9 protein-coding genes are annotated in these 13,357 nt (G+C 46.7%); 4 read left to right on the plus strand and 5 right to left on the minus strand.

Translation table 11 applies throughout. From position 1 onward, the window contains the following. Positions 1-91 precede the first annotated feature (91 nt). Positions 92-1,174, plus strand: coding sequence for a phosphate ABC transporter substrate-binding protein PstS (gene pstS / locus ACJJI1_RS05010; protein ID WP_444896010.1), 1,083 nt, complete (start codon positions 92-94; stop codon positions 1,172-1,174). 1 nt (position 1,175) lies between these two features. On the opposite strand, the gene ACJJI1_RS05015 is transcribed toward pstS, so the two are convergent. Next, entirely contained in the window at positions 1,176-3,038 is a 1,863-nt protein-coding gene (locus tag ACJJI1_RS05015) for a sensor domain-containing diguanylate cyclase (RefSeq protein WP_444958719.1), read from the minus strand. Between the two features lie 917 nt (positions 3,039-3,955). On the opposite strand from ACJJI1_RS05015, the gene ACJJI1_RS05020 reads away from it, so the two are divergent. Further along, positions 3,956-4,315: a putative quinol monooxygenase gene (locus tag ACJJI1_RS05020; protein ID WP_444958720.1), complete on the plus strand. Its 360-nt coding sequence runs from the start codon at positions 3,956-3,958 to the stop codon at positions 4,313-4,315. Between the two features lie 395 nt (positions 4,316-4,710). On the opposite strand, the gene ACJJI1_RS05025 is transcribed toward ACJJI1_RS05020, so the two are convergent. Both ACJJI1_RS05025 and ACJJI1_RS05030 read right to left on the minus strand, forming a co-directional pair. Beyond that, positions 4,711-5,445 carry a sulfite exporter TauE/SafE family protein gene (locus tag ACJJI1_RS05025; protein WP_444892098.1) on the minus strand — a complete coding sequence of 245 codons (735 nt, stop codon included), beginning with the start codon at positions 5,443-5,445 and terminating at the stop codon, positions 4,711-4,713. Between the two features lie 149 nt (positions 5,446-5,594). Next, complete coding sequence (locus ACJJI1_RS05030; protein ID WP_282931144.1) at positions 5,595-6,203, minus strand: MarC family protein; 609 nt, start codon at positions 6,201-6,203, stop codon at positions 5,595-5,597. 156 nt (positions 6,204-6,359) lie between these two features. Here ACJJI1_RS05030 and aceK point away from each other — a divergent pair, with 156 nt between their 5' ends. Then, positions 6,360-8,114 (plus strand): bifunctional isocitrate dehydrogenase kinase/phosphatase, encoded by a 1,755-nt coding sequence (gene aceK / locus ACJJI1_RS05035; RefSeq protein ID WP_282931143.1) that lies wholly within the window; start codon positions 6,360-6,362, stop codon positions 8,112-8,114. 56 nt (positions 8,115-8,170) lie between these two features. Then, the gene (locus ACJJI1_RS05040; protein WP_282931142.1) at positions 8,171-8,680 is read left to right on the plus strand and encodes a hypothetical protein; all 510 of its coding nucleotides are present in this window, start codon (positions 8,171-8,173) and stop codon (positions 8,678-8,680) included. Between the two features lie 127 nt (positions 8,681-8,807). Here ACJJI1_RS05040 and ppk1 (ACJJI1_RS05045) read toward each other — a convergent pair whose 3' ends face one another. Together ppk1 (ACJJI1_RS05045) and ppk1 (ACJJI1_RS05050) are read right to left on the minus strand one after the other, a co-directional pair. Beyond that, positions 8,808-10,859 carry a polyphosphate kinase 1 gene (ppk1, locus tag ACJJI1_RS05045; protein ID WP_444958721.1) on the minus strand — a complete coding sequence of 684 codons (2,052 nt, stop codon included), beginning with the start codon at positions 10,857-10,859 and terminating at the stop codon, positions 8,808-8,810. A 359-nt stretch (positions 10,860-11,218) separates the two neighbouring features. Next, complete coding sequence (ppk1, locus tag ACJJI1_RS05050; RefSeq protein ID WP_444958722.1) at positions 11,219-13,267, minus strand: polyphosphate kinase 1; 2,049 nt, start codon at positions 13,265-13,267, stop codon at positions 11,219-11,221. Positions 13,268-13,357: the final 90 nt, after the last annotated feature.

Consider the following 13,357-nt stretch of genomic DNA (forward strand, 5'->3'; position numbering starts at 1 on the left):
GGGACCCTGCTAAAATTTTAATCTAAAGCAGTTTTTGGCCTCTCACCCCGCCTATAGGCAGGCTGTCAGAGGCCTATAAGCCGAGGTCCCTATGATATCGAGGTGTGCAACCCTTATACGCCGCCTTACCGCTGTGCTGGCAATCGCCAGTTTTATCCTTGCGGCCACACCGGGAACTGCCCAGGTACCAGAAAATCCTGTAAATCTCCGGGGCAGCGGCGCCAGTTTCCCCTACCCAATCTATGTCGAGTGGTTTCGGCAGTTCACCCATCGGGAAAACAATATATTTATTTTCTACGAGATGAGCAGTAGCGGTGACGGCATCAGGGACTTCCTCGGTCATACAGTTGATTTTGCCGCCTCAGATGCCGCTATTGAGATCGATGAGTTACGCAACCTGAAAGGCGGTGGCGTGGTACTACCGGTTACTGCTGGGGAAGTCGTACTGGTGTTTAACCTTCCCGGGATCGACAAGCTAAAACTGTCCAGGGAAGCTTATGTGGGGATTTTCCTGGGAGAAATAACCCACTGGGATGACCCCAAGATCGCAGCCGCAAACCCCGATATCAAGTTGCCCAGAGATGAGATTACCGTTGTCACCCGCTCTGAAAGTTCGGGGACCTCGTATATCTTTTCTGGACATATGAGTAGCGTGAGCCAGGATTTCCGCGAAAAAATTGGTTTGGACAGAACACCCAGTTGGCCAAAGTTGCCCAGATTTAAAAGAGCACCGGGCAATCAAGGCGTAGCCGCTAAGGTTCGCAAGAAAGTCGGGGCCATTGGCTATGTCGAACACGGGTTTGCCCAACTGGTAAACCTGCCTGTGGCTTTACTGGAAAACCACGCGGGAAATTATATTGCCGCAGGCCCCAAGAGCGGAGCAGAGGCTCTTTCAGAGATTGAATTTCCAAAAGCATCATTACCAATTAGTGGAGCTCCCAACCTAATCGCCTGGATCTGGGACCCCAAAGGAGAAACCGCCTATCCCATTACCAGCTTTTCCTGGCTGTTACTCTACGCAGACCAGGATGACCAAAAAGCACAAGCACTGCGGCAAATGCTCGTCTTTATGTTGAGCAACGCATCCCAAAGCCAGGCCGGAAGCTTGGGCCTGGTGCCCCTTCCGGAGAATATACGTCAAAAAGTACTCAATGCAGTTACCTACGTACGCTAATTTACGTAGCTTCAGCGCACTCCACAATACGATTACGTCCAGCGCGTTTGGCCTGATACAACGCAGAGTCTGCTCGTCGCATTAGCTCCAGGATATCTTCTCGCCCCTGCAGACGGGCGATGCCAATACTTGCGGTAAACTGAGCTTGCCCAACTGCACTTTTAATCACGATTTTAGCGATATCCCGGTGTATACGATTGGCAACCTTCATAGCTCCTTCGACATTGGAGCTGAGTACTAGCGCGAATTCCTCCCCACCAATACGCCCGAAGATATCCACATCCCGTACGTGTTGGGAAATTACTCGGGCAGTCGCACAGAGTGCCTGATCGCCGATTAAGTGGCCATGAATATCATTAACAGATTTAAAATTGTCGATATCCAGCATTAATACACACAATGGCATTTGGTTATTAATTGCCACAGCCACTAGATTACTGGCCTCTTCAAAAAAGCAGCGGCGATTAAAAATACCTGTTAGCGGGTCTGTGCGCGCCTCCTCTTCAGCCTTGGCTTTAGCGTACTCCAATTCCTGTGTGCGAAGTTTTACCTGTTGCTCCAGCTCGGTTCTCGAAGCTTCCAGGTGTAGTAGATACCTTTTTTCTGCAGTCTCTTTTTGTTGCCGTAAACGTTTTACCAGTAATCCAATAGCTATCATTATTGCCAACATCTCAACAAAAGAGGCAACCGGGGGCCAATAATAATTAATTGGATTGTGCACCACATAACCGAGATCCCTCATCGCCTGTACCAAAAGCCCCAACACCAAAACGCCCCAGGCTAAAGCAAAAACGGCCGCAGAAGTATCCCCTTGTCGCCAACGTACCAATGCGACAACAACAACGCCAGGATAGAAAAACAGAGCGAGCATCATGGAAATGTGCCCCAGAGCCTCCCACTGCAGTACAACGCAAATAACCAGGAATAACCCGTTGAGTAAAATTAATTTTAAAAAGTAATCCAATCTTGGGGTGTACTTTTCCGTTTCAAGAAAGTATCGGGCAAAAAGAATTCCGGTCAGAATCGCCACAGCACTACTAATCGATTGATAGCGCCAATCAAATTGCTCTTGGAGCAAATATTGATGGGTATATCCCAGTAAAGACCCCCACACCCAAATTTTCGTTACAGAATATAAAGAGTATAAATACAGGATATTCTTACGCGCAGCAATAGCACCAATCAGCGCAAGAATGGCCATCAAAAAATAACCACCAAAAAGAAATGACGTTAAAATGGCCTCAGCCTTACTCCTCTCTTCAAGTTGTTCAGGTCTCCAAATACGCATACTGGGAAAGGCAACACCCAAAACTCCAACATCAAATTTAACCATCATTTCCTTTGATGCGAAGGGGGGGATTTTAAGTGGGAACGCAAAACGATGATGCTTGATTTTTCGACTGGAAAAAGGCTGGTTCGCAGACAGACTTGCCAGTTCAGTGTAAGGCTGACTGCCGCCCTGAATCCTAGAAAAGGCCGTCAGCCCATCGAGCTGGTTATCCACATATTCAATTGAGACATAAACTGTTTCACTACTGGAGTTTTTTAATATGAAGTGAGACCAGAAGGCTCCGGATTTAAGTCCGGTAGATCCGGCAGTCCCCAGGGGAAGAAAAAGTTTATTTTTGTAAGCTTTTCCAGCTTCAACAATGTTTCCAAACCCCGATGGTTCATGCCAAATTGCATTTAGGCCACTCGGTTTACTTCCTCCCTCCAACGAGGTGACATCCACGACCGTATGGGGGTAGCTGGGCATAGAAAGAAGTATGACAAACATCAGCACTGCACAACAAACCAAACGGTAGTGCCATTTAGGGCCACCCTTTTGAGTCCACAGTTCAAATTCACCAATTGTTTTTTTCATTCTTACTATGTAGATGCGCAACAATTTCCGTCTTCATAAAGACCAAATCAGTCATAATGGATACTGACTTCCAAAGTAAATTGATGATGCTTTTTGTATTTCAGAGAAATAGCTTCCATACAAGAAAGTCATCAATTCATACTTACATAAAATAGCTATGTATGAATTCTACAAGTCCGCACCTGTACAAAAAACACACTAGCAAGGACTTTAAATTATCAGGTACAACTTTTTTCTACCCCCCCTATTTGGCAGTTTCACTTTTCATTTATCAAGCGCTTAAGTAATGTGTTTTATGCCTTTTAGCTTGAAATAAGGGTACACAGGCTGTTACGCCGTCTTACACCTTGGGGCTAAGCCTTAAAGTCAGGTATTAATTAGGATACAAAATCTTAAATACGCCAAAGAGAAAATTCCTGTTAACGATTACATTTGACTACCCACATCAAATTTAAATATTGTCTCTAGAACGCTAAATTTAGAAATTGTTGCTGATCCGGGGATCTCATCATTGTTTACCAATCAGTACATATAGAAAATATGCCACTCTTAGATATTAAGGAGCCTCTAAAGAACAGCTGAATACAATTGGGATTATCTCACAACCCAAGCATTGAACCCTCCCTTAGACCAAACAATGAACCAATAGTCATTCCTGAAGCAGGTTTCTTATACAAGTAGCCCGGTGAGGTTCAGTGCAACTGGAGAGCTATCAAATAGCTAGCCTTACCAAACTAGACGCCACGATGTCGTCTACAATATCTAGGACCATCACTTGATCTTCTTCCTGAATAGAGCAATTACTCACCCTCTGGTATTTAGCGACAGGCTGCTTATCAGTCAGCATGCTCCCAGGACCTAAAAATTGTTGCTCTACCACTTATGTCAAAGCCTCTTAAACCGTATTGGAGATACTTATGTTTAATAATGTTGGCTGGATTGTGGAGGCGAAAATAAAGAGCGGACAGGAGCAGGCCTTTAAGTCAATTGTTGATAAAATGGTAGAGATAATCTCGCAGCAAGAAACGGGGACACTGAATTATCAGTACTATATTTCTGATAGTGGAGAAATTATTGTATACGAGCATTTCAAAGATGTAAGTGCCGCGCATAAACATGTGGATACCTGGGAGAATTATTCAGAGCGCTGGCTCAAGACGGCAGAACCCACTCGCGTCATCTGTTTAGGCGATCTTCCCAAAGATCTTCAGGCACGCCATGCAGGCCTAGCCCCCCAGCAGTATCACACCTATGCAGGATTCGAGCGCAGCCATTAATAAACTGAATATAAAAATTGTACTAAGGAGCCTCTGAATAACTCCGTAATGCCTCTGCGGGTCTTGAAGGCTGCAGGTGTTAGGCGCAACTCGCCGTGAATGGCCGTAAGCCCTTTGCAAGAGCGGCAACGCAGCAGCTGTGGCCTTCAAGGCCCGCCCTTCGGGGCTTGCAGAGCGATTCACACTCCGCGTTGCGACTTCTTGAAAGGTCTAGACATTCCTGCGAAGCCGCGCCTTGATTGTGAACCGCTCTGCATGCCAGAGGTATCACGGAGTTATTCAGAGGCTCCCCAATTCTTATGATGATAGTATTGTAATTAGGGGACCGAATTTTAATTCTTTGCTTTCCAAACGGTTAGTTTTAGCAATAAATTATAAATACTATCCCTATAAATCTAAGCCATGTCATAAAGCGCTTTTATCACTAGTACCAAGCCACACAAGAACATTACCAATAGAGTGTATTTCCTAAACTTTTTAAAGCTGACCTGATTCAATCTCCTTTTCGCGAGGGTTACACCAATAATCCCCCCAAGCCCAGCCGCCACACCATAGAATGCCAACTCTAGGGATACAGCCGAGAATGTAATATAAGTTCCCAGCTTTACAAGCTGCATTAACAACCCATTAAAGGCCTTAGTGGCTATCAGGGATTCTTTCTCGAGGCCATAATTCAGCAAGAAAGGGTTCTTAAGCGGACCCATTGCCCCAATAAGACCGGAAGCAAAAGCGGTCACCAATCCCAAAGGTAAAAAATAGGGAAGTGACATGGGAAAAGATCTTTCCCTATGGCCAAAGCGATACTGAAGTATCGTGGACATTAAAAAAAGCCCAACCACTATTTGTATCCACTCTGGGGACATCTGTGTATAGGAATATGCACCTAGCAATGCCCCGACTAAGCTTCCCGGGGTAAGCCAGCGTACTACCCGCCAATCAATATAGGACCAAAAAATCAGGGCACGGTAGGGTGAAGCCAGACACTTGGCAATGGTTACCGTTGGTGCAACCAGGTGTGGGCCAACGATAAAGCTAATCACTGGAACAAGGAGCAGTGCCCCGCCCCCGGCCGCAAGCGTGCTGATATACCAAATCAAGACGCCAAAAATCAGCAGCAATAGCTCTATCATTTTACCGCTTCAGAAGTCACCAAAATCACAATGAATAAAGTAGAAATTCAGGCTTGGGCGCAATTCCAACACTAACCGGCAATCCAATACTCTCTTCACTAGAAGAAACGCAGCCTTAGCTCAACCAGTACAAAACCAAATGCCAGTAGTTAAATTGAAAAGAACTGCTGAATCCCGACAAGTACATTGGTTGTTGCTACGGAGGCCAGGATCAGCCCCATAACGCGACTTACGATACTGGCCCCGGCATCACCAATAAATCGATATATCCAGTTGGCAGTTAGCAGCAGCAATATCACTATCGCCAATACAGCTATCATGGCAGATGCTGTACTCAGCTGATGAACCACATCAAATCGATGGTTATCTGTGAGTACCACAGCCGCGAGCATGGCTCCGGGTGAGGCAATGGAGGGCACCGCAAGAGGGAAAATCGCTGTCTCATGCCCCTCACGGATGATTTCTATCTCCTGCTCTGGCTTGCTCTCACCAAATATCATGGTTAAGGCAAACAGGAACAGGACGACGCCTCCAGCTACCTGAAATGCAGAAAGGGGCACGCCAATCGCCTCGAGGAAGAATTGCCCTGCGACCAAAAAGAACAACAAGATCCCGGTGGCAACGAGTACTGCCAGCCAGGCTATCCTGCGCTTTTGCCACTCTGCATGTCGTGAAGTGACTGCGATAAACACTGGCAGAGTACCCACCGGGTCAATCACAGCAAAGAAAAAGACAAAGCTACTGATCCAATCGTTCAATTGGGACTCCGACGTGCCGTGCTACTATCCGCTTAATTAGAGCCCCAGGCAGTATGGGCAGGACCGGAGCGAGGTGTGCTTAGGGGGTCCAACGCCGTTATCTACGGTAACTGCTGGCGCAAGCGTAACTTGTAACTTAGAAAAAAAGTCTAGTGCATGACGAATCACTCACCGACCGCCCGACGCATCGCTAAAACCATCCTCAATGGTTTTGACGCCTATTTCGCAGACTATCAGAACATCACTTTGGGCGCCAAGGCCCGTTTTGAAACCGCCTCCTGGCAAGCGGCACATGAGGCCAATAAAGCCCGGATCGATCTTTACAAAACCAAGGTCACCCAAGTGGTGGACCTGGTCCATTCGGTAACCAGCAAGGACACCAGCCAGCTGGAGCTGTGGCGTGATGCCCGCGCCACTTATGCACAGCTGATTGCCAATCACAGCAATTATGAGATCGCCGAGACCTTTTTTAACTCGGTGTTTTGCAGCCAGTTTCACCACACCAACATTCACGACAGCAATATCTTCGTCAAGCCGTCCCGAGCACCGGAAGACAAACCGCTACGGGATTACAGCATCTATATCAGTTACAGCGGCCGCCACGGCCTCGAGTGTATGGTCGAAGATATTCTCAAGGATTTCAGCTTCTCCACGCCCTGGGAGAATATGGAGCGCGACATTGCCCATATCTGCGAATCCCTGCGCAGCGCCCCCCTGGCCAATGTGGACAACGAGAAACACTTGCGGGTGGATATGCTGGAGTCGGTTTTCTACCGTAACAAAGCAGCCTATCTGGTGGGGCGCATTATCCTGAACGGCGAAGTTATCCCCATGATCCTGCCCTGCCTAAACAACGGGCGCGGCGGTATTTTTGTGGACACCCTTATCTACAATAACGACTCCGCCAGTATCATTTTCAGTTTTACCCGTTCCTACTTTATGGTGGATGCGCCAATCCCCTCCCGCTTTGTGCGCTTCCTGTCCACTATTATGCCGCTCAAGGAGAAGTCTGAGCTTTACAACTCTATCGGCTTCCACAAACACGGTAAGACCGAGTTCTACCGCCATATCCTCGCCCATATGAAGGTCAGTAACGACAAGTTTGTTATTGCACCGGGCATTAAAGGGATGGTGATGAGTGTATTCACATTGCCCTCCTACCCGGTGGTATTTAAAGTCATTAAAGATGAATTCGACCAGCCGAAAACTGTCACCGAGAAGATCGTAAAAGAAAAGTACAAGTTCGTATCCCGCTCTGACCGGGTCGGCCGTATGGCTGACACCCAGGAGTATTCTTACTTTATTTTCTACCGCAATCGCTTCAGTGAAGAGCTGATCAAAGAACTGCAGGAAGTGGCACCATCAAAACTGATCATTGATGAGAAGCGGGTCATCATCAAACACCTGTATGTAGAGCGGCGTATGGAACCGCTTAACCTCTACCTGCAACACGCCAATGAAGAGCAAACCAAGGAGGCCATGGAAGAGTATGGCAATGCCATCAAACAGCTGGCAGCCGCAAATATCTTCCCAGGTGACATGTTGCTGAAAAACTTTGGGGTTACCCGTCACGGGCGGGTAGTATTCTACGATTACGATGAACTCTGCCCATTGACGGAATGTAACTTCCGCAAGATTCCCGAAGCTCATACCTCTGAGCAGGAGCTGGCCGACAAGCCCTGGTATACCGTCGCAGAAGCCGACGTCTTCCCAGAAGAATTCCGCCTGTTCTTCTCTGGCAATCCCACCGCGCGCGCTGCATTCGAAAAGCTGCACGGCGATTTATACAACTATCGCTTCTGGAAACTCTTACAAGATCGTATTCGCGCCGGACATGTGGAGAGTGCTTTCCCCTATCGACGCAAGTGGCGTTTCCCGCGCCGCTCCCATAACCGTGCACAACAAAAGTAGACGACCAATCTATGACTATATTGGTAGGAGGACTTTTCCAAGGGAGCGGATAATCCGTGCATATTTTTCGCTGGGCTCTAGTTGCCGCAACTTATACCCTGCTGACGACCAGCGGTTGCGGCTATTTCCCCAGCGAGATGTCCATCCCCGGCAAGCTCCCTCCAGCAAAACGCCCACCACCTTACGCACGAATCACAGGAAAACCCCATGTGGTCAGCTGTGCAACCCCCGCCCGGGGGTTTCCAACCCTGTCCTTTGATGAGGTCTTTACTTTTACTGAAAACCCACGCCAACCCTTCGTAGAGTCATATGGCCTTCCCCAACAGTTCGATGTAATCGGCTATGTATGGGGCAGTGAGAGGTGTACACCAGCGGCCTTCTGTAACTATGGAGACTATTACCAGCTGCTGGGACGCGGACCCAGAGGCGACTTTGCAACTTGGATTTCCACCCCGCAATATCCCCGTATTACAATTCAATCCCCCTGCGGCCAGCGACTGAAGGTCGGCCAGGGGTATCGCTTTTCATTTAGTGATGGACAACTGGTGGGATTTAGCCCCAACTAAAGAAAAGAGTTGCCACTAGTGTGAGTAGACCGTATTTGAAACATAACGTGGATATACTCACTTAAGCCTGTAAAGCTTCTATGCTCCATACACTCTTGAGCCCCACACTGCTTTACTTCTGTCCTTTTTAGTACCTCTGGGAATGCTTCTTCAAGTAGCGATAAATAGCGTCCTGGGCCCGACAGCCCCTATTCCCCTCATTAGCCAATCTGGTATTGGTTTGACCGGCATCAATTAAGCGGGCCTTCTGATTATCATGCCACTGTAATTCCATGATCTTCTTAATGGTTCGGAGGTGTCGAGAATTGGTTACCGGATAAGTGACTTCGATCCGTTGATCCAGACAGCGGTTTTTCAGGTTCGCAGAGGACATCCACATCAGTTCATCACCACCATTATGAAACACATAAATCCTTGCGTGCTCCAGAAACTTATCCACCAAACTGATCACCTTAATATTGTCGGATAATCCAGGGGTGTCGCATACCAAAGAGCACTCACCGCGAACGAGTAATCGAATCTCTACTCCCGCAGCGCTCGCCCGATAAAGGTGGGCAATCAGTTTGCTGTCTATCAGGCTGTTGCACTTAAAAAATATGCCAGCTTTACGCCCAGCAAGGGCAGCCTCTATTTCCCGGTTTATGGCCTGCTCAAAGGAACTTCTCAATGAGAAAGGAGAAACGATTATATGCTTGAAAACCTGTTTTGTATTGGGGAATCGCATAAATTCAAACAAGTTATAGATGTCGCGCCCAACTCCCTGATCATTAGTCAATACACTGAAATCACAGTAGACACGGGCAGTACTTTCGTTAAAATTCCCTGTTCCCAACTGGGTATAAAAACGATTCTTTCCCTGCTCACGTCGAACTACAGAAATTAACTTCGCATGAACCTCCATTTCAGGAACGCCGTAAACAACCAATACTCCTGCTTCTATTAATTTACGGGACCAATAAATATTGGCTTTTTCATCAAAACTCGCCCGCAATTCAACAACCGCAATTACTTTTTTATTATTTCTTGCCGCATTAATTAACGCCGCGATTACCCTTGAGTTTTTCGCCATTCGATACAAGGTAATACGTATCTCTTTTACCTGCGGGTCAATAGAGGCCGAAGCAAGGAAATTTGTTATTGCCCAAAAATCATGGTACGGATAACAGAACAATCCATCATCGTCTTGCAATTGGTCAAAAATATTTTTACTGGTGGATAAAGCCAAGAGCGGTGCCGGCCTTCTATACCGACAACTTTTGGAGTCCGGGGCAAAGCCCATAAGATCTTTGGAGTTGTGATAACGCCCACCAGGGGTATAACTATCCCTGGACCCCATCTTCAGCTTTTTCTTAATCAGCTCCAACAGTGTATTAGGCATTTCCATGTCGTAAGCAAGACGTACCGGCTCTGCACGCTTACGCTGCTTGAGCGACCGTTCAACACGTTCGAGAATATCCCGGTTGACGTACTCCCCCAGATCAATATCTGCATCCCGACTTATCTTGAACATATATGCCTTGGCAGAAAGAATAGGCAGGACATTGCGGAAGACTTCTTCCAGGCACACTCGAATAATATTATCCAGAACGATGTAAACTTTCTCTTTCCTGCCTTGGCGCGATGGAATTTCCAGGAAGCGGGGAAGAATAGCAGTGGGGATTTCCATAACTGCATATCTGCTTGGCTCCCCTTTTAAATTCAAAGTGATAGCGAAATAGATATTGTTGTCACTCAGCAATGGCATTGCTGACCTGCCATCGATAAAAAAAGGCTCTAACTCCGGTAAAACCAGGCTATGGAAATAATTTTTTACAAATCCCAACTGATGGCTATTTAAGCTATCTTCTCGAACAAGATAAATACTATGTTTTTTCAATCCCGATAACACTTTGACATAAGCTTCGGCATAGCGCTTTTCAAGTGTCAAAATACGATCGTTAATAGTTTTCAATAGCTGGGAAAAGTGCTCCCTCTGCCCCACACCAGAATCAATACTCGCCAACCTCCGTACACCAGCCACCTTAATGCGGAAAAACTCATCCATATTCTGGGAGAAAATTCCGAGAAAGTGTACCCGTTCGATAGCCGGGACTGTTTCATCCTCGGCTTCCTGTAGTACTCGCTCATTAAAAGATAGCCAGCTTAATTCGCTGGGAAATAGAGGAATATCATTCAGCATAGATAGAGCACTTCACCAACGCTTCTACTATTGGTCACCAAAATACAGATACCAGCCTCCCCAAATCCGCCCTACTGGTACAGAGCTTAAAATCTGGCTAACTATAAAATAATAGAACAAGGTGACAGCGTATTTTTGGATTAACTCCTTGTGATATCGGCTATAAAACCAACAGTAGAGTTTCTAGCTTGGTAGCGGGATCAATAAATAGAGAAAAGATGCACTCTATCAAGAGTGAAGCCTAAACTGGGTAGAATAATGATGTTAGCAGTGCAAATGGTATTTGTGACCCCACAGACAAACTGAAGGGTCACCATTTAATCTAAGGAAGGTCTGCAGCCCATTATTGGCGATCTATACTACTCCGCCTCGCGCTGCTTTAAAAAGCGATAGATGGCATCCTGGGATCGACAACCTTTTCGTCCCTCATTAGCCAACTTGGAATTTGTTTGCTTGGCATCAATCAGCCGCGCCTTCTGATTATCACTCCACTGCAATTCCATAATTTTGCGAACTGTAGCCTGGTGCTCCGGATTCATAAGCGGGAAAGTGACTTCAACTCGCTGATCCAGGTTTCGTTTCATCAGGTCTGCCGAAGACAACCACATCAGCTCATCACCACCATTGTGAAAAATATAGACCCGGGCATGCTCCAGGTACTTATCTACCAAGCTGATAATACGAATATTGTCTGATACGCCCGGAGTTTCACAAACCAATGCACACATCCCACGAACGATAACACGAATTTTTACACCTGCGGCACTGGCACGATACAGCTGCTCAATAATCTGACTATCCACAAGGTTATTACACTTAAAAAATAGCGCCGCTTCCTTCCCTGCCTGGGCGGCATCAATTTCACGATCTATCGCCGCAGTAATCGCATCCCGATAGAAAAATGGTGAAGTGATAATACGTTTAAAAGAAGGGCGCTTACGCGGTGCCTGCATAAACTCAAATACATTGTAAACGTCCCGACCCAGCTCCTGGTTATTGGTCAATAAGCTAAAATCGCAATAGACCTTCGCTGTATTCTCATTAAAGTTACCGGTGCCAAGATGGCTGTAGAAACGGTCTTTGCCATCCTCGCGGCGAAGCACAGAAATTAACTTGCAATGTACTTTGAGGTTGGACATGCCATACACCACATTCACCCCGGCATCGCTCAACTCATGGGACCAATGGATATTGGCCTTTTCATCAAAGCGCGCCCGCAACTCCACCACCGCAGTCACTTTTTTGTTATTACGAACCGCATTTACCAGAGCCGCAACTACACGGGAGTTCTTTGCTACCCGGTAGAGATTAATCCGAATTTCTTTTACCTGAGGGTCTAGTGCGGCAGATGCCAGGAAATTGACAATCGCATGGAAGTCATAATAGGGATAATAATAAAGCCGATCCCCTGTGCACAGCTGTGAAAATACACTTTCATTTTTCGGTAAGGCTGGCAATGGTGTGAGGCGCTTATAGCGAAGTCGGGCGGATTCTCCCGGGAATTTCATCAGATCTTTGGAATTGTGATAACGCCCACCGGGGGTATAGGTATCATAACGCCCCATTTTCAGTTTCTTCTTCACCAGCTCCAGTAGAGCCTCAGGCATATCGCCATCGTATGCCATGCGCACAGGATCTGCGCGTTTTCTCTTTTTTAGAGAGCGCTCCATTCGATCGAGAATATTCTGGGTTACCTCTTCACTTAACTCTAACTCAGCATCGCGACTGATCTTAAAAGTATAGGCGCTGGCTTTAGCGATAGGCACCACATGGCGAAATATTTCTTTAAGACATCCCCGGATAATATTATCGAGAACGATGTAGACTTTCTCCCGCTTCCCCTCCCGTGGAGGAATCTCCACAAAGCGGGGAAGTGTATCCGTAGGAATCTCCATTGCCACATAGCGCTCGGTACCATCATCCAACTCAAGTGCTATCGCAAAATAGATACTGGTTTCATTAATTAATGGCATGGGCTTGCGCCCATCGATAAAGAATGGCTCCAACTCCGGCAGCACTTCCCGGTGAAAGTAACTTTCTACAAACTGGCGCTGGTTATCGCTAAGCGAAGTCTCCCTAACTACATGGATATCATGCTTTGCCAGATCCTTTAAAGCTTTGTTATAGGCCTTCGCATAGCGCAACTGTAACCTCAACACTCGATTATTAATCGATTGCAATAGATTACTGTAATATTCCTTCTTTTCTCCGCCAACGGAAAAGGCTGCTAAACGACGTACCGCTGCAACATGCACACGGAAAAACTCATCCAGGTTATTAGAGAAGATTCCCAAAAAATGTACGCGCTCAATAACAGGTACACTTTCATCTTCCACCTCCTGTAAAACACGCTCATTAAATGAAAGCCAGCTCAACTCTTTGGGAAATAGAGGCACATCGTTAGACATTGCAAAACCATAAAACGCACCCAGTATCTGACGGCAGTTTAATAATCCAGATTATTCTGGAAGCAGCCTTAACACGGGGCTGAGGGTCAA

It is taken from the genome of Microbulbifer maximicatervae (SeqCode) (genome assembly GCF_052467065.1).

Bases quoted from the DNA above. Each gene is read 5' to 3' on its own strand.
- pstS (WP_444896010.1), top strand. From the start codon at position 92: ATGATATCGAGGTGTGCAACCCTTATACGCCGCCTTACCGCTGTGCTG.
- ACJJI1_RS05015 (WP_444958719.1), bottom strand. From the start codon at position 3,038: ATGAAAAAAACAATTGGTGAATTTGAACTGTGGACTCAAAAGGGTGGC.
- ACJJI1_RS05020 (WP_444958720.1), top strand. From the start codon at position 3,956: ATGTTTAATAATGTTGGCTGGATTGTGGAGGCGAAAATAAAGAGCGGA.
- ACJJI1_RS05025 (WP_444892098.1), bottom strand. From the start codon at position 5,445: ATGATAGAGCTATTGCTGCTGATTTTTGGCGTCTTGATTTGGTATATC.
- aceK (WP_282931143.1), top strand. From the start codon at position 6,360: ATGACGAATCACTCACCGACCGCCCGACGCATCGCTAAAACCATCCTC.
- ppk1 (WP_444958721.1), bottom strand. From the start codon at position 10,859: ATGCTGAATGATATTCCTCTATTTCCCAGCGAATTAAGCTGGCTATCT.
- ppk1 (WP_444958722.1), bottom strand. From the start codon at position 13,267: ATGTCTAACGATGTGCCTCTATTTCCCAAAGAGTTGAGCTGGCTTTCA.